This is a genomic window from Staphylococcus saccharolyticus (assembly GCF_900458815.1).
Taxonomy (GTDB): Bacteria; Bacillota; Bacilli; order Staphylococcales; family Staphylococcaceae; genus Staphylococcus; species Staphylococcus saccharolyticus.
Genome location: NZ_UHDZ01000001.1, coordinates 900649 through 927612 on the forward strand (window position 1 = coordinate 900649; position 26964 = coordinate 927612).

21 protein-coding genes and 3 pseudogenes are annotated in these 26964 nt (G+C 32.3%); 20 read left to right on the top strand and 4 right to left on the bottom strand.

Annotation, left to right across the window (positions count from 1 at the left end; translation table 11 throughout):
* Positions 1-7 precede the first annotated feature (7 nt).
* Positions 8-1025 (bottom strand): annotated as a pseudogene (locus DYE57_RS04335) (nitric oxide synthase oxygenase).
* 315 nt (positions 1026-1340) lie between these two features.
* Between DYE57_RS04335 and DYE57_RS04340 the strand changes: the two are divergent.
* The 10 genes from DYE57_RS04340 to DYE57_RS04385 all read left to right on the top strand — a co-directional run bounded on the left by DYE57_RS04340 (position 1341) and on the right by DYE57_RS04385 (position 12855).
* Entirely contained in the window at positions 1341-2810 is a 1470-nt protein-coding gene (locus DYE57_RS04340) for a nicotinate phosphoribosyltransferase (protein ID WP_115313006.1), read from the top strand.
* Positions 2803-3627 (top strand): ammonia-dependent NAD(+) synthetase, encoded by an 825-nt coding sequence (gene nadE / locus DYE57_RS04345; protein ID WP_115313007.1) that lies wholly within the window; start codon positions 2803-2805, stop codon positions 3625-3627. Before DYE57_RS04340 ends, nadE begins: the two co-directional genes overlap by 8 nt.
* A gap of 69 nt (positions 3628-3696) precedes the next feature.
* Complete coding sequence (locus DYE57_RS04350) at positions 3697-4290, top strand: DUF2179 domain-containing protein (RefSeq protein ID WP_115313008.1); 594 nt, start codon at positions 3697-3699, stop codon at positions 4288-4290.
* 15 nt (positions 4291-4305) lie between these two features.
* Positions 4306-4488: an NETI motif-containing protein gene (locus tag DYE57_RS04355; protein ID WP_115313009.1), complete on the top strand. Its 183-nt coding sequence runs from the start codon at positions 4306-4308 to the stop codon at positions 4486-4488.
* 269 nt (positions 4489-4757) lie between these two features.
* Positions 4758-6050, top strand: a complete 1293-nt coding sequence (gene purB, locus DYE57_RS04360; RefSeq protein WP_115313010.1) for an adenylosuccinate lyase — start codon at positions 4758-4760, stop codon at positions 6048-6050.
* A gap of 128 nt (positions 6051-6178) precedes the next feature.
* Positions 6179-6481: a YerC/YecD family TrpR-related protein gene (locus DYE57_RS04365; RefSeq protein ID WP_115313011.1), complete on the top strand. Its 303-nt coding sequence runs from the start codon at positions 6179-6181 to the stop codon at positions 6479-6481.
* Between the two features lie 258 nt (positions 6482-6739).
* Complete coding sequence (gene pcrB, locus DYE57_RS04370; protein ID WP_115313012.1) at positions 6740-7432, top strand: heptaprenylglyceryl phosphate synthase; 693 nt, start codon at positions 6740-6742, stop codon at positions 7430-7432.
* The gene (pcrA, locus tag DYE57_RS04375; protein ID WP_115313013.1) at positions 7429-9624 is read left to right on the top strand and encodes a DNA helicase PcrA; all 2196 of its coding nucleotides are present in this window, start codon (positions 7429-7431) and stop codon (positions 9622-9624) included. Before pcrB ends, pcrA begins: the two co-directional genes overlap by 4 nt.
* Before the next feature lie 6 nt (positions 9625-9630).
* Positions 9631-11634, top strand: a complete 2004-nt coding sequence (gene ligA / locus DYE57_RS04380; protein ID WP_115313014.1) for an NAD-dependent DNA ligase LigA — start codon at positions 9631-9633, stop codon at positions 11632-11634.
* 12 nt (positions 11635-11646) lie between these two features.
* Entirely contained in the window at positions 11647-12855 is a 1209-nt protein-coding gene (locus DYE57_RS04385) for a CamS family sex pheromone protein (protein WP_115313015.1), read from the top strand.
* Positions 12856-12921: 66 nt separating this feature from the next.
* Here DYE57_RS04385 and putP read toward each other — a convergent pair.
* Positions 12922-14452 (bottom strand): annotated as a pseudogene (gene putP / locus DYE57_RS04390) (sodium/proline symporter PutP).
* A 378-nt stretch (positions 14453-14830) separates the two neighbouring features.
* On the opposite strand from putP, the gene gatC reads away from it, so the two are divergent.
* The 7 genes from gatC to dinB all read left to right on the top strand — a co-directional run bounded on the left by gatC (position 14831) and on the right by dinB (position 22586).
* A complete protein-coding gene (gatC, locus tag DYE57_RS04395; protein WP_115313016.1) occupies positions 14831-15133 on the top strand; it encodes an Asp-tRNA(Asn)/Glu-tRNA(Gln) amidotransferase subunit GatC in 303 nt (100 codons plus the stop codon).
* Position 15134: 1 nt separating this feature from the next.
* Positions 15135-16598: an Asp-tRNA(Asn)/Glu-tRNA(Gln) amidotransferase subunit GatA gene (gene gatA, locus DYE57_RS04400; RefSeq protein ID WP_115313017.1), complete on the top strand. Its 1464-nt coding sequence runs from the start codon at positions 15135-15137 to the stop codon at positions 16596-16598.
* Between the two features lie 12 nt (positions 16599-16610).
* On the top strand, positions 16611-18038 hold the full coding sequence (gatB, locus tag DYE57_RS04405) for an Asp-tRNA(Asn)/Glu-tRNA(Gln) amidotransferase subunit GatB (protein ID WP_115313018.1): 1428 nt from the start codon (positions 16611-16613) through the stop codon (positions 18036-18038).
* A 219-nt stretch (positions 18039-18257) separates the two neighbouring features.
* Positions 18258-19214, top strand: coding sequence for a diacylglycerol kinase (locus DYE57_RS04410; protein WP_115313019.1), 957 nt, complete (start codon positions 18258-18260; stop codon positions 19212-19214).
* A 77-nt stretch (positions 19215-19291) separates the two neighbouring features.
* Positions 19292-20659 carry a 23S rRNA (uracil(1939)-C(5))-methyltransferase RlmD gene (rlmD, locus tag DYE57_RS04415; protein ID WP_115313020.1) on the top strand — a complete coding sequence of 456 codons (1368 nt, stop codon included), beginning with the start codon at positions 19292-19294 and terminating at the stop codon, positions 20657-20659.
* A gap of 148 nt (positions 20660-20807) precedes the next feature.
* Positions 20808-21350: a DUF3267 domain-containing protein gene (locus tag DYE57_RS04420; protein ID WP_165417912.1), complete on the top strand. Its 543-nt coding sequence runs from the start codon at positions 20808-20810 to the stop codon at positions 21348-21350.
* Between the two features lie 165 nt (positions 21351-21515).
* Positions 21516-22586, top strand: a complete 1071-nt coding sequence (dinB, locus tag DYE57_RS04425; RefSeq protein ID WP_115313022.1) for a DNA polymerase IV — start codon at positions 21516-21518, stop codon at positions 22584-22586.
* Between the two features lie 29 nt (positions 22587-22615).
* On the opposite strand, the gene DYE57_RS04430 is transcribed toward dinB, so the two are convergent.
* Entirely contained in the window at positions 22616-23170 is a 555-nt protein-coding gene (locus DYE57_RS04430; protein WP_115313023.1) for a 3'-5' exonuclease, read from the bottom strand.
* Between the two features lie 189 nt (positions 23171-23359).
* Positions 23360-23861 (bottom strand): annotated as a pseudogene (gene ftnA, locus DYE57_RS04435) (H-type ferritin FtnA).
* Between the two features lie 230 nt (positions 23862-24091).
* Here ftnA and murT point away from each other — a divergent pair.
* The 3 genes from murT (at position 24092) to isaB (ending at position 26910) form a co-directional block, all read left to right on the top strand.
* Positions 24092-25399, top strand: coding sequence for a lipid II isoglutaminyl synthase subunit MurT (gene murT / locus DYE57_RS04440; protein WP_115313024.1), 1308 nt, complete (start codon positions 24092-24094; stop codon positions 25397-25399).
* 8 nt (positions 25400-25407) lie between these two features.
* Positions 25408-26133 carry a lipid II isoglutaminyl synthase subunit GatD gene (gene gatD / locus DYE57_RS04445; RefSeq protein ID WP_115313025.1) on the top strand — a complete coding sequence of 242 codons (726 nt, stop codon included), beginning with the start codon at positions 25408-25410 and terminating at the stop codon, positions 26131-26133.
* A 225-nt stretch (positions 26134-26358) separates the two neighbouring features.
* Positions 26359-26910 carry an immunodominant staphylococcal antigen IsaB family protein gene (gene isaB / locus DYE57_RS04450; RefSeq protein WP_115313026.1) on the top strand — a complete coding sequence of 184 codons (552 nt, stop codon included), beginning with the start codon at positions 26359-26361 and terminating at the stop codon, positions 26908-26910.
* Positions 26911-26964 lie beyond the last annotated feature (54 nt).

Sequence of the window (26964 nt, forward strand, 5' to 3'; positions counted from 1 at the left end):
GTTTTAATTAATGGAAAGGGCACTTCATAGGTTCGTCTTTTTTATAGAAGAAATTCGTATGATGCATTGTATTATCATATCCATGATGATAGTTAGAAGTTAAAGTTGATGTTCATTTCGTTCAAACATTTCAAATTGTTTTGAAGCGGTCAAATGATCCACAATTGAAACACCTTCAGATTTAAATGAATAATACACAGCATGGTTGAGTTCTACGAGTGCTCGATCTTTATTAAATGAATTATTCTTTAGTGTATCAAATTCGAAAGCTTCTGCAACTTTTTCTAATAGATTATATCGATAGTTATCAGTGAAATTACGGACTGCTATTTCAGTTACCATATACCATCCGTTAAATGGCGCGGTTGGATAGGTAATTCCTCCGATTTTTAAATCCATATTTGAAATGATTGGAACGGCATACCATTTTAGATTTAATTGCGCTAACTTAGGATAATCCTCGTGACATATAGGGACCTCTTTAACAATAGAGCTAGGGAATTCGTGCCATTTTATAGTGTCCTTAGGCATTTGATAAATAAGTGGTAAAACATCAAAATCAGTACCTTTGCTTTGCCTTGCCAACCCAAGTGTTCAGCTAAACGTGTGATTTCTTTCTCAGAAGGGTCATCGGCATGCTCATAGCCAGCATAACGAATGATTTGATTATTATAAATTTTAGGCGCATGTGTTGGACTAAAGATTGTAATATAGGGTTTAATCTTATCTCCATTAGTAGCTTCAGTGATATGTTGATGTAAAGTATCAATAAAATCATTCACATTTTCAATATTTCTAGCATCTTTAACATTTAAAGAATCCCAAAATAATCTGCCAATACAACGATTAGAATTTCGCCATGCCATTTTAGCTCCATATGACAATTCTTCGTAAGTGTGTGTGTAACTACCTGTTAAATTTATTTCATTTTCAATTTCACTTAATCTTTTCTCTATAATACTCTTATCATAATTAAGTTCGGTATACATGGTTTTTATAAATGATGTTGCTTTTTCTAATAACATTTAAAACACCTCATTCGTATTATAATCGAGCATATAATAATACTCAGTTAAAATGTTTAATTGTCATTAATTTGTCGTTTAGCTTATAAGTAAAATGAATCAGCAATTAACATTGATTAAATGTAAGTTATGTCTTATAGCAGACTATATTTTACAGAAGGTACTAATATAATTAAAACAAGAACAATTGGAATCAATTCACTTAATTCACATTAAATTATTATAAAATTCTGATTAAAACAGTAACTCATTACCTACTAAATATGAATTATGATAAACTAATTGTAAATATTACGGTCGATTGGAGAGATAAGTGTGTACCAATTTAGTGATGACAGCTTGATGTTGCATAATGATTTATATCAAATTAATATGGCTGAAAGTTATTGGAGTGATGGAATTCATGAAAGAATATCTGTTTTTGACTTATATTTTAGAAGTATGCCGTTTAATAGTGGCTACGCTGTATTCAATGGATTGAAAAGAGTCATCGATTTCATAGAAAAATTTGGATTTATAGATGAAGATATACAATATTTAAAATCGATTGGTTATAAAGATGACTTTTTAAATTACTTAAAGGATTTAAAATTTACAGGGAATATTAAATCAATGCAAGAAGGAGAATTATGTTTTGGTAATGAGCCGTTATTAAGAGTAGAAGCGCCGCTTATTCAAGCTCAGCTTATTGAAACGATTTTATTAAATATCATTAATTTTCACACTTTAATTGCTACTAAAGCGAGTAGAATACGTCAAATAGCACTTAATGATACTTTGATGGAGTTCGGCACAAGAAGAGGCCAAGAAATCGATGCAGCTTTATGGGGGGCTAGAGCAACATTTATCGGGGGGTTTGATTCAACAAGTAATGTTCGCGCGGGTAAATTGTTTGATATCCCAGTATCAGGAACACACGCACATGCGTTAGTTCAAACATATGGTGACGAATATACTGCGTTTAAAAAATATGCTGAACGACATACCAATTGTGTGTTTTTAGTAGACACATTCCACACACTAAAATCAGGTGTGCCAACAGCAATTAAAGTAGCTAAAGAACTTGGTGATACAATCAATTTCATTGGTATAAGACTAGACTCTGGAGATATTGCTTATCTTTCTAAAGAAGCACGACGTATGTTAGATGAGGCAGGTTTTACTGATGCTAAAATCATTGCTTCTAATGATTTAGATGAACAAACAATTACTAGTTTAAAAGCTCAAGGCGCTAAAGTTGATGCATGGGGTGTAGGCACAAAACTTATAACAGGTTTTGATCAACCTGCATTAGGTGCTGTGTATAAATTAGTATCAATTGAAACTGAAGACGGAGTAATGAGTGACCGTATTAAATTATCAAATAATGCAGAAAAAGTAACGACACCAGGTAAGAAAAAAGTGTATCGAATTATTAATAAAAAGACTGGAAAAGCTGAAGGAGACTATATCACTTTAGAAGGAGAAGACCCTAATGATGAGAAGCCATTAAAATTATTCCACCCGGTTCATACTTACAAGATGAAATTTATTAAATCGTTTGATGCAATCGATTTACACCATTCAATTTTTGAAAAAGGCGAACTTGTATATAAGCTTCCAACTGAACGTGAAGCACAAGCCTATTTAACACAAAGCTTAGATACGTTATGGGAAGAGAACAAGCGTTATCTTAATCCTCAAGAGTATCCTGTAGACTTAAGTACTAAATGTTGGGAGAATAAACATAGACGTATTTTCGAAGTTGCAGAACGTGTGAAAAAGATGGAGGATGAAAATGAGTAAGTTACAAGATATTATTGTTAAAGAAATGAAAGTGAAACAACATATAGACAGTAATGAAGAAATAAAAGAAATTAAACAATTTATTAAAGCCTATGTACAATCACATTCATTTATCAAAACGTTAGTACTTGGCATCTCTGGAGGTCAAGACTCCACTTTAGTAGGTAAATTAGTACAATTAGCTGTTATTGAATTGCGTTCAGAAGGTCGCGATTGTAAATTTATCGCAGTAAAACTCCCTTATGGTGTTCAAAGGGATGCAGATGAGGTTGAAGATGCATTAAAATTTATCAAACCTGATTCAACTCTTACAGTAAACATCAAACCAGCTGTTGATCAGAGTGTACAATCATTACAAGAAGCTGGAATAACTTTAACAGATTTTCAAAAAGGAAATGAAAAAGCACGAGAACGTATGAAAGTTCAGTTTTCAATTGCTTCCAGTACAAGTGGCATTGTTATAGGTACTGATCATTCAGCAGAAAACATTACTGGTTTTTATACCAAATATGGTGATGGGGCAGCTGACATTGCTCCTATCTTTGGTTTAAATAAAAGACAAGGCAAACAATTATTAAAATTTTTAGGCGCACCAGCACATCTTTATGAGAAAGTGCCAACAGCAGATTTAGAAGATAATCAACCTCAATTACCTGATGAAGAAGCGCTTGGGGTGACATATGATTTAATAGATGATTATTTAGAAGGTAAGGAAATACCTGTAAAAGCTCGAGAAACAATTGAAAAACATTATGTTAGAAATGCTCATAAACGTGAGCTTGCTTATACTAGATATACCTGGCCTAAAAACGAATAATTTTAAGTGACAAATCTTTTAATGACTGATAAAATAATCTGGATTTAAAAGTATGAAATGGGGAATTATATGTCAGCGATTACTCAAAATCCATGGCTAATGGTCTTGGCTATATTTGTTATTAATGTGTGTTATGTCGCTTTTTTAACAATGAGAACCATTTTAACATTAAAAGGTTATCGTTATGTTTCAGCAATAGTAAGTTTTCTAGAAGTGCTAGTTTATGTTGTTGGATTAGGCCTGGTTATGTCTAGTCTTGATCAAATACAAAATATTTTTGCCTATGCGTTAGGTTTTTCAGTGGGAATTATTGTTGGTATGAAAATAGAGGAAAAACTTGCACTAGGCTATACGGTTGTTAATGTTACGTCTTCGGAATATGAACTTGATTTACCTAATGAGTTACGAAATCTTGGTTATGGCGTAACGCATTATGAGGCTTTCGGACGTGATGGTAGTCGTATGGTCATGCAAATCTTGACACCTAGAAAGTATGAATTGAAACTGATGGATACAATAAAAAGTCTAGACCCTAAAGCATTTATTATTGCTTATGAACCAAGAAATATTCATGGTGGATTCTGGGTTAAAGGTGTGCGGAGACGTAAACTTAGAGCCTATGAACCAGAACAATTAGATGTTGTTGTAGAACACGATAAATAGAGAGTGTTATATCAAATGAGCAAAAAGTTTAAAGTTAAAGACAATGAAACCGTAGCAGATTGCCTTGCAAGGATGCGTAACAAAGGTTATATGCCTACCCATAGAATGGAAAAACCTGTTTATAAAGAAAACAAAGATGGAAGCATTGAAGTTTTTAAACAAGATATTATTTTTGTAGGTAAATCAATTGAACAATAATTATATTAATAAGGATGCTTAAAAAATGAGAGTAGGACCAATCGTTAAGTGATGATTGTAATTGTGTCCTACTCTTTTTATTACTTAATTGAGTTTCTAAAACGATTCAAATAAAATAATAATAACTAGTAAAAATATTTATACATTTTTATCAAGTTTTGTTAAACTAAAAGCGTAAGACTAAACACGAACTTTTAAGATGAAAACAATTTTAATGTACAGTTTTTAATAGCACAATAATAATACATATGATTGGAGTTTTAAAAAGAATGATTGAACGCTATTCAAGAGATGAAATGTCCAATATTTGGACAGATCAAAACCGTTATGAAGCATGGCTAGAAGTAGAAATATTAGCTTGCGAAGCATGGAGTGAATTAGGTTATATTCCTAAAGAAGATGTCCAGAAAATTCGTGAAAATGCAAAAGTGGATGTTAATCGTGCTAAAGAAATTGAATTAGAAACACGTCATGACGTAGTGGCATTTACGCGACAAGTTTCTGAAACATTAGGAGAAGAAAGAAAATGGGTGCATTATGGTTTAACGTCAACTGACGTTGTAGATACTGCACTTAGTTTTGTCATCAAACAAGCCAATGAAATCATCGAAAAAAATTTAGAAAGATTCATAGATGTTTTAGCTGAGAAAGCTAAAAAATATAAATATACGCTTATGATGGGACGTACGCATGGTGTTCATGCTGAACCTACAACTTTTGGAGTGAAAATGGCGATTTGGTATACTGAAATGAAACGTAATCTTAAACGTTTTAAAGAAGTACGTAAGGAAATTGAAGTTGGGAAAATGAGCGGAGCTGTAGGCACATTCGCTAATATCCCACCAGAAATAGAAGCATATGTATGCAAACATTTAGGAATTGATACGGCTCCAGTTTCTACACAAACATTGCAAAGAGATCGTCATGCATATTATATTGCGACATTAGCTCTTATAGCGACATCAATGGAAAAATTTGCAGTGGAAATTCGTAATTTACAAAAAACTGAAACTCGGGAAGTTGAAGAAGCATTTGCTAAGGGACAAAAAGGTTCTTCTGCTATGCCACATAAGAGAAACCCAATTGGATCAGAGAATATTACAGGTATCTCACGTGTCATCCGAGGCTATATTACTACTGCATATGAAAATGTTCCGTTATGGCATGAAAGAGATATTTCTCATTCTTCAGCTGAACGTATTATGCTTCCAGATGTAACGATTGCACTTGATTATGCACTGAATCGTTTTACTAATATTGTTGACCGCTTAACTATTTTTGAAGATAATATGAAAAATAATATTAATAAAACATTTGGTTTAATATTCTCTCAGCGTGTGTTGCTTGCTTTAATTAATAAAGGTATGGTTCGTGAAGAAGCTTATGATAAAGTTCAACCTAAAGCAATGGAATCATGGGAGACGAAAACGCCGCTTAGAGAATTGATTGAACAAGACGATTCTATAACGTCTGTGTTATCTAGCGAAGAATTAGATGATTGTTTCGATCCTAAACATCATTTAAATCAAGTTGATACAATATTTGAACGCGCAGGTCTGTAATTAAAGAAGCAAATGTTTAATTCGTTAGAAACATTTAAAATCCTATACATTTTTCATTGAAACTACTACACTTTAACTAATTAATAAGTTAAAATAATGTAAGAATAATTGTATAGGGGTTGTTCGAGATGCAAATTGAAAAATTAAGAGGTCAGTCATTAGATGAATTATTTGATGCGATCTTAGCGCTAGAAAATAGAGAAGAATGTTATCAGTTTTTCGATGATTTATGCACTGTTAATGAAATACAGTCATTATCTCAGAGACTTCAAGTTGCTAAAATGATTAAGCTAGGATATACATATGCAACTATTGAGGATGAATCTGGTGCGTCAACTGCGACAATTTCTAGAGTGAAACGTTCATTACAATGGGGTAATGATGCTTACACAATGATTTTAGACAGATTGAACATTGAAACAAAAGCATAAGTCAAATGACTTATAGCTTGTTATAAAGTGATTCTAGAGCTTTAAAAGGTAAAATATATTTCCTTTTAAAGCTCTTTTAAATTTTTAAGAACATTTAATTAAGGACTAAGTTAAATGATATCTAAATACAGTTTCAAACACCTAAGAGATTTGATAATTTTTTTATTTTAATGGTATAGTTTTTTCGTATTTACTCTTTAGAACTTAAGACGTAAAAATGCTATAATTTAGGGTATGTTAAATAAAGGAGTTTCAAAAATGTATGACATAACAATGTGGAGACATATTTTTAAATTAGATCCAGCTAAATTTATTTCTGATGATGATTTAGAGGCATTATGTATGTCTAATACAGATGCAATTATAATTGGTGGCACAGATTATGTTACTGAAGATAATGTCATTCATTTAATGAGTAGGGTGAGACGTTATCCTTTACCACTAGCTTTAGAGGTTTCCAACGTAGAGAGTGTTATGCCAGGATTTGATTATTATTTTATACCTACAGTTATGAACAGTGAGGATACTTTATATCATAATGGTATGTTGCTTAAAGTACTCAAACAATATGGTCATGTAATTGACTTTAGTGAAGTCATTTTTGAGGGATATCTGGTATTAAATTCTGAAAGTAAAGTGGCTAAAAGAACATACTCAAATACTCAACTCGATTTAGAAGATGTAGAGGCATATGCACAAATGACCAATGAACTTTATCATTTTCCAGTTATGTACATAGAATATAGTGGTAAGTACGGTGAAATCGAGAAGGTTAAAGCTATATCTCAGATGCTTACTCAAACACAACTATTTTATGGTGGCGGTATTACAAATTTAAGTGAAGCCAGAGAAATGTCTAGTATTGCAGATACAATTATTGTAGGCGACGCGGTCTACTCAGATATAAAAAATGCTTTAAAAACAGTAAAAATAAAGGAGTCTAATAAATGAATTCGCTAGTTAAGAATATGAATAAAGAACAAAGTGAAGCTGTAAGAACGACTGAAGGCCCATTACTTATCATGGCAGGTGCAGGATCAGGTAAAACACGTGTGTTAACGCATCGAATTGCATATTTATTAGATGAAAAGGATGTCTCTCCTTACAATATTTTAGCAATTACTTTTACAAACAAAGCAGCTAAAGAAATGAAAGAACGTGTTGAACAACTTGTAGGCGAAGAAGCTCAAGTCATTTGGATGTCTACATTCCATTCAATGTGTGTGAGAATTCTAAGACGTGATGCTGATAGAATTGGCATTGAGAGAAACTTCACAATTATTGATCCAACAGACCAGAAATCAGTAATAAAAGATGTTTTGAAAAATGAAAACATTGATAGCAAACGTTTCGAACCAAGAATGTTTATTGGTGCAATTAGTAATTTGAAAAATGAATTAAAAACACCTGATGATGCACAAAAAGAAGCAAATGATTTTCATTCACAAATGGTAGCTACAGTATATAAAGGCTATCAAAGACAATTGTCTAGAAATGAAGCTTTAGACTTTGACGATTTAATTATGACTACAATTCATTTGTTTGAACGGGTGCCAGACGCATTAGAATGTTACCAAAATAAATTTCAATATATTCATGTAGATGAATATCAAGATACAAACAAAGCACAATACACGCTTATTAAATTACTAGCAAAGAAATTTAAAAATCTTTGTGTTGTCGGCGATTCAGATCAATCAATTTATGGTTGGCGTGGTGCTGATATTCAAAATATTTTATCTTTTGAAGAGGACTATCCTGAAGCGAAAACTATTTTTTTAGAACAGAATTATCGTTCTACTAAAAACATACTTAATGCAGCAAATGAAGTAATTAAAAACAATTCTGAGCGTAAACCTAAGGGATTATGGACTGCGAACACAGGCGGGGATAAGATTCAATACTATGAAGCGATGACTGAACGCGACGAGGCTGAGTATGTAGTAAAAGAAATCATGAAACATCAACGTAATGGTAAAAAATATAGCGATATGACCATTCTATATAGAACAAATGCACAATCTCGTGTACTTGAGGAGACGTTTATGAAGTCGAATATTCCTTACACTATGGTTGGAGGTCAAAAGTTCTATGATCGTAAAGAAATTAAAGATTTACTAAGCTATTTACGCGTTATTGCTAATAGTAATGATGACATCAGTTTACAACGTATTATTAATGTTCCAAAAAGAGGAATTGGTCCATCTTCAGTAGAAAAAATTCAAACCTATGCGGTTCAAAATAATATTAGTATGTTCGATGCATTAGCAGAAGTTGATTTTATTGGACTTTCGAAAAAGGTTACTGAAGAATGTATGAGTTTTTATGAAATGATTCAAAATCTAATCAAAGAGCAAGAGTTTCTAGAAGTGAGTGAAATTGTTGAAGAGGTGTTACAAAAATCTGGCTATCGTGAAATGCTAGATAGAGAACAAAGTATAGAATCACGAAGTCGATTGGAAAACTTAGATGAATTTATGTCAGTGCCTAAAGACTATGAAGAAAACACACCTCTAGAGGAGCAATCTTTAGTTAACTTTTTAACTGATTTATCATTAGTTGCTGATATAGATGAAGCAGACACACAAAGTGGTGTAACAATGATGACAATGCACTCTGCGAAAGGCTTAGAATTTTCAATTGTGTTTATAATGGGAATGGAAGAATCTTTATTTCCACATATTCGTGCGATTAAGAGTGATGATGATCATGAAATGGAAGAAGAACGTCGTATATGTTATGTAGCTATAACTAGAGCTGAAGAACTATTATATATTACCAATGCGACAACTCGGATGCTTTTTGGACGTTCTCAATCTAATATGCCATCTCGCTTCTTAAAGGAAATACCTGAAGACCTATTAGAAAGTCATACTGGAAGCCAAAGACAATCCATTCTTCAGCCTAAAGCTAAACCTCATCAAAAGCGAGGCTTTAGTAAACGTACAACTTCTTCTGAGAAACAAGTTGTTTCATCTGATTGGAAAGTGGGAGATAAAGTCATTCATAAAGCATGGGGTGAAGGAATGGTTAGCAATGTAAATGCCAAAAATGGATCACTAGAGTTAGATATTATTTTTAAATCAGAAGGTCCAAAACGATTGTTAGCTCAATTTGCACCTATTGAGAAGAAGGAGGATTAATCGGGGATGCTAGATTTACAAAAACGTGTTAATGAATTACATGATTTATTAAATCAATATAGTTATGAATATTACGTGCAAGATAATCCTTCTGTTCCGGATAGTGAATACGATAAATTATTACACGAACTTATTGATATCGAAGCTCAACATCCAGAATATAAAACATCAGATTCACCCACAGTAAGAGTAGGTGGTGAAGCTCAGTCTTCATTTGAAAAAGTGAATCACGATACACCTATGTTAAGCCTTGGAAATGCGTTTGATGAGGATGACTTGAGAAAGTTCGATCAACGCGTTCGAGATAATATCGGTGAAGTTGAATACATGTGTGAGCTTAAAATTGATGGTTTAGCTGTTTCGTTAAAATATGAAAATGGTCGATTTGTTCAAGGTTTAACGCGTGGTGATGGAACAACAGGGGAAGATATTACTGAAAATTTAAGAACAATTTATGCAATACCGTTAAAAATTAAGGCACCTTTAAATTTCGAAGTTCGAGGAGAAGCATATATGCCTCGTCGTTCATTTATTAATTTAAACGAAGAAAAAGTATTAAATGAAGAACAACCATTTGCAAACCCTAGAAATGCAGCGGCAGGCTCTTTAAGACAGTTGGATTCTAAATTAGCAGCCAAACGAAAATTAAGTGTGTTCTTATATAGTGTAAATGATTTCACTGATTTTGACGCAACAACTCAAAGTGATGCGCTAAATGAACTCGATAAATTAGGCTTTAAAACAAACCAAGAACGTAAACGTGTTTCGAATATTGACGGTGTAATCCAGTACATCAAAAAATGGACTGATAAAAGAGAATCTTTATCATATGATATCGATGGTATCGTGATTAAAGTCAATGATTTATCTCAACAAGAAGAGATGGGATATACTCAAAAATCACCTAGATGGGCCATCGCTTATAAATTTCCAGCAGAAGAAGTTGTTTCTAAGTTATTAAATATTGAATTAAGTATTGGTCGTACAGGTGTGGTAACCCCAACTGCGATTTTAGAACCTGTGAAAGTTGCTGGCACAACTGTTTCAAGAGCTTCGTTGCATAATGAAGATTTAATTCATGAAAGAGATATACGTATAGGTGATAGTGTAGTTGTTAAAAAAGCTGGGGATATTATACCTGAAGTAGTCAAAAGTATTCCAGATAGACGACCTCAAAATGCTGAAATATACCATATGCCAACACATTGTCCAAGATGTGGTCATGAACTTGTACGGATTGAAGGTGAAGTAGCATTACGTTGTATCAATCCTAAATGTCAAGCTCAACTTATAGAAGGGTTAATCCACTTTGTATCTAGGCAAGCCATGAATATAGATGGACTAGGTACAAAAATTATTCAACAACTCTATGAAAATAAATTAATCAAAGATGTAGCAGATATTTTTTATCTTAAAGAAGAAGATTTATTACCACTTGACAGAATGGGGCAAAAGAAAGTTAAAAATTTATTAACAGCTATAGAAAAAGCTAAAGATAATTCATTAGAGCATTTGTTATTTGGTTTAGGAATCAGGCATTTAGGTGTTAAAGCTAGTCAAGTTTTAGCTGAAAAGTATGAGATAATGGATCATTTATTAGAAGTGACTGAAGCGGAATTAGTTGCTATACATGATATTGGAGACAAGCTTGCTCAATCAGTTGTAATTTATTTAGAAAATGATGACATTCGTGCTTTAATACAAAAATTGAAAGATAAAAATGTTAATATGAATTATAAAGGCATAAAAAAGGCTGAAATCGAAGGTCACCCTGATTTTAGTGGCAAAACGATAGTATTAACAGGTAAACTTGAGAAGATGACAAGAAATGAAGCAACTCAATGGTTAGAATTACAAGGTGCAAAAGTTACTAATAGTGTAACTAAGAGTACAGATATACTCATTATTGGTGCTGATGCTGGATCAAAATTGACTAAAGCGGAAAAACTAGGTACTGATATTTGGACAGAAGAAGAATTTGCTAACAAACAAAATGAATTTAATGATTAGAGGAGTACGTGAATGAAGCGAACAATAATTTTACTCATTTCGATACTGTTTTTATTAACTGCTTGTAATAATGGACAAAAAGATAATCAATCTGGTAAAAATCAAAGCGAAAGTAAGGATAATAATAACACTAATCAAGTTAAACAAATTGCAACGGATAAGAATGTTCAAGGAGATAACTACAGAACAATTTTACCTTTTAAAGAAAGCCAAGCCCGTGGTTTATTACAAGACAATATGTCTAATAGTTATAATGGTGAGGACTTTGAAAGTGGCTTATTGGAATTAAGTAAAGAAGTATTTCCAACAGATAAATATCTTTATCAAGATGGACAATATTTAGACAAAAAAACAATCAATGCGTATTTAGATTCTAAATATACTAAAAAAGAAATTGATAAGATGAGTGAAAAAGAGAAGAAAAGTAAAAATGCAAATGAAAATTTAGGTTTGAATCCTTCTCATAATGGTGAAACTGACGAAGAGAAAATAGCAGATCATTCACCAGCGTATCTTTCAAATATTCTTGAACAAGATTTCTATGGTAGCAGTGATTCTAAAGGGAAAAATATTAAAGGTATGACGATTGGTTTAGCTATGAATAGTGCCTATTACTATAAAAAAGAAAAAAATGGTGAAACTTACAGTAAAGATTTAGATGATAAAGACATTGAAAAGCAAGGTAAACAAATGGCTAGTGAAATGTTATCTCGTTTACGCGAAAATAGCAATTTAAAAGATATACCTATTCACTTTGCGATTTATAAACAATCGAGTCAAGATTCAATAACACCAGGAGAATTTATTGCTGGTACTACTGTAGAGGATGGTAAAACTAAAATTAATGAATGGGATACCATCAAAGAAAAATCTGCCTTACTTCCTTCTTCGACAACGGCAGACTATAACGAAACGTTGAATAATAATTTTAAACAGTTTAACGATAATTTACAATCGTATTTCTCTAACTTTACACAGGCTGTTGGCAAAGTTAAATTTGTAAATAAAAAAGCCAAACAGTTAACTGTAGACTTGCCAATTGATTATTATGGTCAAGCAGAAACTATTGGAATTACTCAATATGTTACTGAACAAGCAGAAAAGTATTTTGATAACATCGATGAGTATGAAATTCGCATTAAAGATGGTAATACACCACGCGCTCTTATTAGTAAATCTAAAGAGGACAAAGAACCACAAGTTCATATATATCACAATTAATAAACAAAGGTGTTTTCGACTAATTACTATGTCGTAGACGCTTTTGTTGAATGCTATTATTTAATATTATTCTTTAATCATTTGCTTTACAATTTGTAAATCATTGTTTACAAATGATCCAGGCTTTTTGGTTGCTCTACTCACAACATAAGTGATTAAGACGCTTATAATAAAACCTGGGATGATTTCATATAAATCAAAGAATTCATTAATCGTAGCAAGGGGCTTAATCCAAACTATCCAAATAATAACGACTAAGGCACCAGCAACTATTCCACTGATTGCGCCAGCTCGTGCGTGTAAGGTTTTTCCAATATAATGAAAAAAGAACGAGAGGGCTAAATGCTGCTCCGAAACTTGCCCATGCGTTACCTACTAAATTTAAAATAGTATCATTAGGATGCCAAGCAAGAGCGATTGCAACAATTAGAACTGATAAACGTCCTACCATCACAAATTCTTTTTGATGTGTTGAGGCTTTTTTGGTTCCTCTAATTAATTTGTAAAAGTCTTCTGTTAATGAACTTGACTTTACAAGTAACTGTGAAGAAATGATACTCATAATTGCAGCAAGAATTGTGGCTATTAAAAATCCGCCAACTAAAGGGTGAAATAAGATTTGACTCATAACTATAAATAACGTTTCAGGATCTTTTAATTGAATGTGGTTGTCTGAGATAAATGCTATTCCAGTTAAGCCAACACCAATTGTGACTAGTAAACCAATTGCCATCCAACTGATTCCTAGACGACGTGTTTTAGGTAATAGTTTGTGTGATTTAATGGACATGAAACGAACGATAATATGTGGCTGACCAAAATAACCTAATCCCCACGAGAATAAAGAAATAATTCCTAGTACAATAGTTCCTCTAAATAAATCTAAGTTTGTTGGTTTCATCTCTGCTACATCTTGAAATGTATCCCATCCATTTAATTTCATCATTGCTACAATTGGAACCATGGCCATAGCGATAAGCATAATCACACCTTGGAAAAAATCAGTGATGGATACGGCAAGGTATCCCCCAAAGAAAGTATAAAAAATGACGATAATAGCGACTAAAATAAGTCCAAAATGATAATTCAATCCAAACGCATTTTCGAATAATTTCCCTCCTGAAACGAAGCCAGAATGAGTATATAAAGTGAAAAATATAACGATGATGAGTCCAGAAATGATTTTTATTATGTTTTGCCTATCGTCTAATCTGTTTTTAAAAAAGTCTGGCAAAGTAATTGCGTCACCGGCAACTTCAGTGTAAACACGTAATCTAGGGGCTACTACAAAGTAGTTAATATAAGCGCCTAAAGTCAAGCCAATCGTAATCCATACAGCAGAAAGTCCGGTACTATATACTGAGCCTGGAAGTCCTATTATCATCCAACCACTCATGTCTGATGCACCTGCTGATAAAGCTGTTATATATGGGCCTACGTTTCGACCACCAAGCATGAATTCACTTAGGTTACCTGTCGCTTGTTTATAGCCGTAAAATCCTATAACCAGTAGAATAATAAAATACACAATAATCATAATATAGATCTGCCAATTGGCATCAATTTGATCACTGAGTGCAGTGCCTAATGTAAACATAATCAACACTCCCTTAGTTATTTTTTAAATTAGTTACATGTAATATTATACAATACAGTTAAATGTTCAGAAAAGTAAAAATTTTGGTTTATTATTAAATATAACCTATATATACGTCTAGTAAGCGTTATCTTTATGCTAGAATTATCCTATACAAATGTATGAATATCTATTTAATATCTAATGTAACCTCTGTAATTTTGTTTTTTTAGCAATAAGCATAAAAATTATATGAATAAGTAACATATGAAGTGAAAGTCAATAAAAGCTGACATATCAGGTGTTCATTTTATACATATTCATTAGAAAAACTTAGATTTTTGTAGCGAAATTTGATACAATTTGGTGATGAATGAGTATTAAGGAGGCTTTTATTTAATGACTAAAGTTACACGTGAAGAAGTTGAACATATTGCTAATTTAGCTAGACTTCAAATTTCTACTGAAGAAACAGAAGAAATGGCTAATACTTTAGAAAGTATATTAGATTTTGCGAAACAAAATGACAGTGCTAATACTGAAGGTATTGAGCCAACTTATCACGTATTAGATTTACAAAATGTGTTACGTGACGATAAAGCTATCGAGGGCATCCCTCAAGAGTTAGCATTAAAAAATGCAAAAGAAACAGAAGATGGACAGTTTAAAGTACCATCCATCATGAATGGGGAGGACGCTTAAGATGAGTATTCGTTATGAATCAGTTGAGAATTTAACAGAAATGATCAAAAACAAAGAAATTAAACCTTCTGATGTAGTTAAAGATATTTATACAGCAATTGAAGAGACTGACCCAACGATTAAATCTTTCTTGGCCTTAGATAGAGAAAATGCAATTAAGAACGCAGAAGAACTAGATGAATTACAAGCTAAAGATCAAATGGAAGGCAAGTTATTTGGTATTCCAATGGGAATTAAAGATAATATTACCACTAAAGATGTAGAAACAACTTGTGCTAGTAAGATACTAGAAGGATTTGTTCCAATTTACGAATCTACAGTAATGCGTAAATTACATGATGAAAATGCTATACTCATTGGTAAATTAAATATGGATGAATTTGCAATGGGCGGATCAACTGAAACATCATATTTCAAAAAAACTTTAAATCCATTCGATCATACAGCAGTACCAGGTGGGTCTTCTGGTGGCTCAGCAGCAGCTGTTGCAGCAGGACTTGTACCTTTTAGTTTAGGTTCTGATACAGGTGGTTCAATTAGACAACCAGCTGCATATTGTGGTGTTGTAGGTATGAAACCTACATATGGTCGTGTATCACGTTTTGGCTTAGTAGCATTCGCATCATCATTAGATCAAATTGGACCAATCACTCGTAATGTAAAAGATAATGCATTAGTTCTTGAAACGATTTCCGGCGTTGATGTGAATGATTCGACAAGTGCTCCAGTTGAAGATGTTGATTTTACTTCCGATATTGGAAAAGACATTAAAGGACTTAAAGTAGCTTTACCTAAAGAATATCTTGGAGAAGGGGTAAGTGAAGAAGTCAAAAATGCTGTTAAAGAAGCTGTAGAAACTTTAAAATCTTTAGGAGCCGAAGTAGATGAAGTTTCATTACCGAATACTAAATATGGTATCCCATCATACTATGTTATTGCTTCATCTGAAGCTTCAGCGAACTTAGCTCGCTTCGACGGTATACGATATGGTTATCACTCAAAAGAAGCTCAATCACTAGAAGAATTATATAAAATGTCAAGATCTGAAGGTTTTGGTGCCGAAGTGAAGAGACGTATTTTCTTAGGTACATTTGCACTAAGTTCAGGTTATTATGATGCGTACTATAAAAAGTCTCAAAAAGTTAGAACTTTAATTAAAAATGATTTCGATAAAGTGTTTGAATCCTACGATGTTGTAGTGGGTCCTACAGCTCCTACAACAGCATTTAATATAGGCGAAGAAATCGATGATCCATTGACTATGTATGCCAATGATTTATTAACTACGCCAGTTAACTTAGCTGGTTTACCTGGTATTTCTGTTCCTTGTGGACAATCAAATGGGAATGGGCGACCAATCGGTTTACAATTTATTGGTAAACCATTCGATGAAAAGACATTATATCGTGTAGCTTATCAATATGAAACACAATACAATTTACATGACGCATACGAAAATTTATAAGGAGTGGAAAACATGCATTTTGAAACAATAATCGGACTTGAAGTTCATGTTGAGTTAAAAACAGACTCAAAAATGTTCTCTCCATCACCAGCACATTTTGGAGCAGAACCTAACTCAAATACAAATGTTATCGACTTAGCATATCCAGGTGTACTACCAGTAGTGAATAGACGTGCAGTAGACTGGGCTATGAGAGCATCAATGGCATTAAATATGGATGTTGCTACTCATTCAAAATTTGACCGTAAAAACTATTTCTATCCAGATAACCCGAAAGCTTATCAAATTTCACAATTTGATCAACCTATTGGGGAAAATGGATATATCGATATTGAAGTAGATGGTGAAACTAAACGTATCGGTATTACACGTCTTCATATGGAAGAAGATGCCGGTAAATCTACACATAAAGAAGGTTATTCTTTAGTGGACTTAAACCGTCAAGGAACCCCTTTAATTGAAATTGTTTCTGAACCAGATATTCGCTCACCCAAAGAAGCATATGCTTACCTTGAAAAGTTACGTTCAATTATTCAATATACAGGCGTATCAGATTGTAAAATGGAAGAAGGCTCATTGCGTTGTGATGCTAACATTTCATTACGACCATACGGTCAAAAAGAATTTGGTACAAAAACTGAATTGAAAAACCTAAACTCATTTAACTATGTAAGAAAAGGCTTAGAATACGAGGAAAAACGTCAAGAAGAAGAACTACTTAATGGTGGCGAAATTGGACAAGAGACACGTCGTTTTGACGAATCTACTGGCAAAACAATTTTAATGCGTGTGAAAGAAGGTTCTGATGATTATCGTTATTTCCCTGAACCAGATATCGTACCTTTATATGTTGATGAAGATTGGAAAGCACGCGTACGTAAAACAATTCCAGAATTACCGGATGAACGTAAAGCCAAATATGTAAATGAACTGGGTCTTCCACAGTATGACGCGCACGTATTGACACTAACTAAAGAAATGTCAGATTTCTTTGAAGGTGCAATTGATCATGGCGCTGACGTTAAACTCACTTCTAACTGGTTAATGGGTGGCGTCAATGAGTATCTCAATAAAAATCAAGTTGAATTGCAAGATACACAACTTACACCTGAAAACTTAGCAGGTATGATTAAATTAATTGAAGATGGTACAATGAGTAGTAAAATCGCTAAAAAAGTCTTCCCAGAACTTGCAGAAAATGGTGGAGATGCAAAACAAATCATGGAGGATAAAGGTTTAGTACAAATTTCTGATGAAGTAACATTATTAAAATTTGTAAATAAAGCTTTAGATAATAATCGGCAATCTGTTGAAGACTACAAAAATGGTAAAGGTAAAGCGATGGGCTACTTAGTGGGTCAAATCATGAAAGCTTCTAAAGGACAAGCAAATCCTCAAAAAGTCAATGGTTTATTAAAACAAGAATTAGATAAACGTTAATTCAATAAGTTTAATTAATCGTTCTTTAATGCTTCTATCGTGTGTTGTTTAAACATGTGGTAGAAGTTTTTAATTTTATGGAACTCGAAAATTAAAAGGGATACATAAATTTTACACTTTTAAATTCAGATAAGTTAAGAGAAATAACAATAAATACTTTTAACTGATGTTTAAATCATATAATATAAAGAATGAGTATATGAAGTCGAGGGATTAACTATGAGAAAACGTGCAAGAATTATATATAATCCGACATCAGGAAAAGAACTGTTTAAACGTGTATTACCAGACGTGCTAATCAAACTAGAGAAGGCTGGCTATGAAACCAGTGCATTTGCAACTGAGAAAATTGGAGATGCGACAATTGAAGCTGAAAGAGCATTAAAAAGCAATTATGATTTATTAATTGCTGCTGGTGGAGATGGAACTTTAAATGAAGTTGTTAATGGTATTGCAGAACAACCGAACCGTCCAAAACTTGGGGTGATACCCATGGGGACAGTCAATGATTTTGGTCGAGCACTTCATTTGCCTAGTGATATTATGGGGGCTCTTGATGTCATCATTGATGGGCACACAACAAAAGTTGATATTGGTAAAATGAATAATCGCTATTTTATTAATCTAGCAGCTGGTGGTAAGCTTACTCAAGTGTCTTATGAGACACCTAGTAAACTTAAATCTATCGTTGGACCATTTGCGTATTATATTAAAGGTTTTGAAATGTTGCCACAAATGAAGGCAGTGGATATACGCATAGAGTATGATGATAATGTATTTCAAGGAGAAGCACTTTTATTTCTTCTTGGGTTAACGAATTCAATGGCTGGTTTTGAAAAACTAGTACCGGATGCTAAATTGGATGATGGTTATTTTACATTAATCATCGTTGAGAAAGCAAATTTGGCTGAGTTAGGTCACATTATGACTTTAGCTTCACGTGGTGAACATACTAAACATCCAAAAGTTATTTATGCTAAAGCAAAATCTATAAATATTTCGTCATTTACTGAAATGCAACTCAATGTTGATGGAGAATATGGAGGGAAATTACCTGCTAACTTCCTTAATTTAGAAAGACACATTGAATTATTTACGCCAAAAGATGTATTTAACGAAGAGTTAATAGATAATGGAACTATACCTGATATTACTTCGGATAAACAATTATTTTAGAATTAAAAATATCAATAATAAGGTTAGGAAAATCAATCGAAAGATTCCTAACCTTTTTGTATGTGGGGGAAATTCAATTGGAATCTTTAAAAAAGAATGATATACGACTAGGACGAGTGATTGACTTAACACATGAAGGACATGGTGTTGTAAAAATTAATCGTTATCCTGTATTTATTCCCAATGCTTTAATAAATGAAGACATAAAATTTAAATTAATTAAAGTGAAAAAGAACTTTGCTATAGGTAAATTATTAGAAATTAAAAAAGAAAGTAAAGATAGAGTGACTCCTCCATGCATATACTATGATAAATGTGGTGGTTGTCAGTTACAGCATATGACATATGAAGCCCAATTAGCTATGAAAAAAGAACAAGTTGTGAATCTATTTTATAGAAAAGGGTCATTTAAAGATACACCTATAAATGATGTAATTGGCATGGAAAGTCCATTGAGATATAGAAATAAATCTCAAATTCCGGTGGGTAAAAATAATAGTAACGACATTATTATGGGTTTCTATCGACAACGTAGTCATGACATTATTGATATGGAAAGTTGTTTAATACAAAACGAAGAGCATCAAAAAGTAATGAAGTATGTTAAGCAATGGTTTAAAGAATTGAACATTTCAATTTATGATGGGCAATCCAAAAAAGGGCTTATGCGTCATCTAGTTGTAAGAACAGGTTATCACACAAATGAGATGATGGTTATATTTGTAACAAATGGAAAGTCGTTTAAACTTGCTGATAGATTAGTTGAAAATCTTAAAACCACTTTTTCAAAAATTACAAGTATTAAACAAAATATAAATAATAGCCACTCTAACGTAATCATGGGAAAAGAATCTATAACGTTATATGGAAAAGAAAAAATTGAAGATCATCTAAGTGAAGTAACATATAACATTTCAGATTTATCGTTCTATCAAATTAATTCTTCTCAAACTGAAAAGCTTTATCAACAAGCACTTAACTATGCACAGTTAACAGGTAATGAAATTGTTTTAGATACATATTGTGGAATTGGGACGATTGGACTTTATATGGCAAAAGGAGCTAAACATGTATACGGAGTTGAAATTGTGCCTCAGGCTATTATAGACGCACAAGAAAATGCGACTAAAAACCAATTAAATAATACGACTTTTGTATGTGGTAAGGCGGAAGACATTATCTTAGAATGGAAAAGACAAGGAATCAAACCAGATGTTGTCATGGTTGATCCACCAAGAAAAGGTTGCGATGAAACATTTTTAACGACATTACTTCAATTAGAGCCAAAAAGAATTGTATATATTTCATGTAATCCATCTACTCAACAAAGAGATGCTCAAATCTTAGCAGAAAGCTACGGTTTAGTAGAAATAACACCTGTTGACATGTTCCCACATACGACACATATTGAAACAGTTGCATTATTTGAACGTCAAGATGTCTAAAAATTATAAGAATAGAACTCAATTAATTGCAAATGTATATTGAGTGTTAAGATTATATTACAAGCAACTTACTTTCTTGAAAAGAGTCTTTTTTAACCTAAGTAAAAATGTATACTATGGGTGAAAATAAAGAGATAGAGGGTTGGTTATGCATAAAATTGATTTATCAGAAAGTAAATTTCAAATACAGCGTTTTGTTCTTTTTCAAATCGTATTAGCTCTATTTGCCATCTTATTTACATATAAATGGGCTTATACAACAACACATGTTATTGAACAAAATCTCATGATGAATCTCATATACGGCTTTATTGGTTTTGTAATTTTATTAATCATTCATGAATTCATTCACAGAATATTATTTATCGCTTTCTCTAAAGGTGAAAAGTCAACATTAAAATATAAAAAAAGTTCAATTATTGTACAATTTTCGAATACATGTTTTAATCGTTGGCAATTTTCAATTATTATGCTAGCACCACTAGTTATAATAAGTTTGTCACTGTTGTTAGTATTACAAGCATATTCTTATTCTTCATTAATCTTTATGTTTAGTATGCATATGAGTTACTGTATGATTGATGTTTTCTTAGTCGCCCTTGCATTACAAAGTAAATTTAAGTACATTCAAAAGTATGATGAAGGCTTATATTTGTACCAACAAAAACCAACCCAATCAAATATTGAGTAATAAAGTACCGCTTGTCCTCAACATAGGATAAGTGGTTTTTTGCGTCTTAATTTAGAAGTGACTCGGGTATAATTTTTTAGTGTGCACAATACATGTAAAATTTTTGATTAAAGTGTATAATAATATAATGCTATTTTTTATGAATGAAAAAAGTGGGGTGAGACCATGGCAGAGAGAAGAATAATTCATATCGACATGGATTATTTCTTTGCTCAAGTAGAAATACGTGATAATCCTAAGTTGAAAGGAAAGCCAGTCATTGTTGGTGGTAAAGCTAGTCATCGTGGTGTTGTGTCTACAGCATCATATGAGGCTAGAAAATATGGCGTGCATTCAGCTATGCCAATGTATCAAGCTCATAAGTTATGTCCTGACAGTTATTATGTTACAAGTCGTTTCGAAGCGTATAGGGAAGTATCTCAACAAATTATGGAGATATTTCGAAGTTATACTGAAATTGTTGAACCCATGTCTCTTGACGAAGCCTATTTGGATATCACACATTTGGTCAGACCTGACCTACCAGCATCTACTATCGCTAATTATATTCGACGTGATATATATGAAACAACACAATTAACAGCCTCAGCTGGTGTATCATATAATAAATTTTTAGCTAAACTAGCTAGTGGAATGAATAAACCGAATGGAATAACCGTGATCGACTATAACAATGTACATGATATTCTGATGAATTTAGACATCGGAGATTTTCCCGGTGTTGGTAAAGCTTCTAAAAAGGTTATGCATTATCATAAAATTTTTGCAGGTCAAGATTTATATAACAAAGATGAATTTGAATTGATTCGCTTATTTGGAAAAAGAGGAAGAGGATTATATAACAAAGCGAGAGGCATTGATCATAATGAAGTCAAACCAACACGTATACGCAAGTCAGTTGGGACAGAACGTACTTTTTCAACTGATGTAAATGATGATGACGTAATCCTTAGAAAAATAAGAGATTTATCAGGTAAAACAGCAGAACGACTCAATAAATTACAAAAATCAGGTAAAACTGTTACGGTTAAAATTAAAACATATCAATACGAAACGTTATCTAAACAAATAAGTTTAAGGGAATCTGTGCAATCAGAAACTGATATTTATAATATTGCGTATTCACTATATACTGATTTGAAAGATCCTTATATTCCCATTCGTTTAATTGGTGTAACAGTAGGGAGTTTAGAACAATTCAGCTTTAAAAATATGACTATTTATGATTTTATTTAAAAAGGCTGATGTGCACAATTTTTGTACCATCAGCCTTTATCTTTTAGATTTTTTCCATATATATTTAGCATACTTTGAAGATCGTTGTAATGTTTCAATAATCTATAGGTAATCATTGCACAAGCTTTAGCATCATTTAAGGCGTCATGATGTCCATGAAAATCTAATTTGTAATGATTCATCAAATGCTTAAGACCATAACGATATGCGTCAATTGTGCGTTTAGCTAATTGATAAGAACAAAAATAAGTCATAGAAGGTGTTTCAATGTTTAAGCTTTTTAAACTTTGATGTAAAACATTCATATCAAAAGCAGCATTATGAGCAACTACTGGTAGTTGATTTATGAACTGTAGCATATATGGATATACATATTCAAATCCAGGAGCATCTTCAACATCTTCAGGTCTAATACCATGAACAATAATATTTGTTTCAGTAAAATAATCAAAAGGATTTACAAGAGTATAAAACGATTCAGTAATTTGATTATCAACAACTTTAACCATACCAACCGAACAAATGCTTGTACGTTTACCATTTGCTGTTTCAAAATCTAATGCTACAAACGTATTTTGTGTCATTACGCCATTCCTTTCATTAACATTAAAATTTCACTTGATTAAATATATTAGCTTTAATTATTTTATAATAACTAACAATTAATGAATAGTAAAAGCGATTGCCACAAAAACTGAAAAATAAAAAAGCACCCTTAAATGATTAAAGAAACATTCATTTAAGGGTAACTCATACTAAATTGTTTAAAATGATTACTCTTCATTAAAAGAACGTGAAGCTAATTCTTTTTCATATAAATAAAGTGTGTTGCAGTCATCACCTATACGAGTAAGATAATCGATGTGCGTTTCAAAAGTAGATTCTTCTTCAACTTGTTCGTCTAAGAACCAGTTTAAGAAAGAAATTGTAGCATAATCTTTATCTTTATGCGCTAACTCAGATAAATTATAAAAGCGTTTAGTAACATCTTGTTCTTGAGCTAAACTATCTTTGAATGTTTCCAAAATAGAAGAAAATTCTACTTTTGGAGCTTCAATTGTATCAAAAACGGCATGTTCTCCACGATCATTAATATAATCATAGATTTTTTTTACCATGGAAACGTTCTTCTTTAGCTTGTTCAATATAGAAGTTAGCAAAGCCATCATAAGATTCTTTATCGCAATAAGCTGCCATTGCCATATAAGCATGAGCTGCGAAATATTCTTGATTCATTTGTTCATTTAAAATTGCTAATAAGTCTTTACTTAACATCTTCAATCACCTCGTATAAATAATTAATAAATTAAGATTAATTAAGAGTATAACAAATCCTTTCTCTATAGTAAATAATAATAATTCTAATCTATAGAGAACTATTCTCAATTATAAATGACAATAATTATAATTGAGAATATAATTTCAACTGACTCAGAATGAGAATCTTTTTTGTTATACTCTATACATGTTATAATTATGCGAGTGGAATGATGAGGAGGAAACGCATGAGACAATGGACTGCAATCCACATGGCTAAATTAGCACGTAAGGCAAGTATCGCTGTTGGTAAAAAGGGCACAGATTTGCCAGGTCAAATTGCGAGACGTGTGGATGAAAATATACTAAGAAAGTTATCGGAACAAGTAGATGATATTGTATTTATCAGTGGTACCAATGGTAAAACAACGACGTCTAATTTGATTGGACATACATTAAAAGAAAATCAAATAAACATAATCCATAATAACGAAGGGGCAAATATGGCAGCTGGAATTACATCTGCTTTCATTATGCAAAGCTCCAAGGAGACTCACATTGCCGTGATTGAAATAGATGAAGGATCAATTCTTCGTGTTTTAAAGGAAGTTACTCCGTCTATGATGGTATTTACTAACTTCTTTAGAGACCAAATGGATCGTTTTGGAGAAATCGATATTATGGTAAATAATATAGCTAAATCTATTAGTAACAAAGGAATTAAACTACTTTTAAATGCAGACGATCCGTTCGTAAGTCGTTTGAAAATCGCAAGTGATTCACGAGTTTATTATGGTATGAAAAAATATGCGCACGAGTTTGAACAAAGTACAATGAATGAAAGTAAATATTGTCCTAACTGCGGACGTCTATTGCAATACGAATACATACACTATAATCAAATTGGTCATTATCATTGTCAATGCGGTTTTAAACGTGAAGAACCTAAATACGAAGTTTCAACTTTTGAAGTATCGCCATTCCTAAAAATAACGATTAATAACAGTACTTTTAATATGAAAATTGCCGGAGATTTTAACTCATATAATGTGATTGCTGCTTATACAGTACTCAGGGAATTAGGTCTTAATGATGAGTCAATTCAAAAAGGATTTGAATCATATACATCTGATAATGGACGAATGCAGTATTTTTCAAAAAGTAATAAAGAAGCTATGATTAATTTAGCAAAAAATCCTGCTGGTATGAATGCAAGTTTGTCTGTAGGTGAGCACCTTAAAGGTAAAAAGGTATATGTTATTAGTCTTAATGATAATGCAGCTGACGGTCGAGACACATCTTGGATTTATGATGCTGATTTTGAAAAGTTGACCAATCAGGATATTGAAACAATCATTGTTACAGGTACCCGTGCGGAAGAGTTGCAATTGCGCTTAAAACTTGCTGAAGTAAATGTGCCTATTATTGTCGAAAAGGGTATTTATAAGGCTACAGCTCTAACTATGAATTATTCTTCATTTACGGTAGCTATCCCTAATTATACGTCTTTAGCACCAATGCTAGAACAATTAAATCGCTCGTTTGAAGGAGGGTAATCATAGAAATGAACGAATTAACTGTATATCACTTTATGTCAGATAAGTTAAATTTATATAGTGACATTGGAAATATTATTGCATTAAAACAGCGTGCCAAGAAGCGTAATATTAAGCTTAATGTTAAAGAGATTAATGAAACAGAGGGTATTACATTTGATGATTGCGATATTTTTTTCATTGGTGGTGGTAGTGATAGAGAACAAGCTCTTGCTACAAAAGAATTAACTAAGATTAAGACGTCCTTAAAAAATGCTATAGAAGACGGTATGCCAGGTTTAACTATTTGTGGTGGTTATCAATTTTTAGGAACAAAATATATTACACCAGATGGTACAGAACTTGAAGGTCTAGGTGTTCTGGATTTTTATACTGAATCAAGAACTGATCGTCTAACTGGAGATATTGTTATAGAAAGTGAGACTTTTGGAACGATTGTAGGTTTTGAAAATCACGGTGGTAGAACATATCATGACTATGATACATTAGGTCATGTGATACATGGTTATGGAAATAATGATATAGATCGTGAAGAAGGTATACATTATAAAAACTTGCTAGGTTCATATTTGCATGGTCCTATTTTACCTAAGAATCATGAAATGACTGACTATTTACTTGAAAAAGCATGTGAAAGAAAAGGTATTTCATTTGAACCAAAAACTTTAGACAACACTGAAGAAGAAATGGCTAAAAAAGTATTGATTAATCGGGCAAGAAGTAACAAAAAATAAAAAAGCTTAATCTTGAAAAAGAGTTAGATTTTAACGTTATTTAACAATATAATCTAACTTTTTTAATTACACTTAAGAAGTCTAACTGTAATTAAAAATAACTCACACGACAGTTAAGTGTGGTATCATGAATGATAAGAAATAAAAAGTCTATATTAGAATAGTATTGTTACACTAAATGTGAAAAAGATAGTTTCATTATTTTAATAATATAGGAGTGAGAAAATGAAAGGTTTAAAGTTTATGAGTCTAACACTAGCAGCTTCTACAATAGCTTTTTCACTTTCACAAATCGCACACGCTGAACAAATCGTTGATAGACAACAGCAATCTTCTAGTTATGAAAATCACGCAAATCGTGCTCTAGATAGTTATGAACATCATGGTAATGCTGGAGAAAACGCGACATTTTTGTTTAACTCCCAATTTATTAAAGCATTAGATAGTGGACATTTGAATTTCAATGGTTACAACATAAATCAAGATAATGACGATAACATTCAATACAAAAAAGTATATGATCAAGAGGTAAGAGCTACGAGTGATCATACTGCAGCAAGTGTACGTTTTATAGTTAAAGATCAATCGGTCACTATTAATCAAATGAAAAAAGCTTATAATAATAGTAAATTAAATCATATTCCTCATACTACACATCATAAAGATTATCCTAATGATGGTGTGTATGTTTATCACGGTGAACAAATTCAACTTCAATTCAGAGTAGACGAAGGGTATGTAACAACTGTTATTATAGGCCAAGGTGAAAATGAATAACAAGTTAAATTAAACAATGGATTTAAGTTGAAAAAGTGCCAAGCTCTATTATTT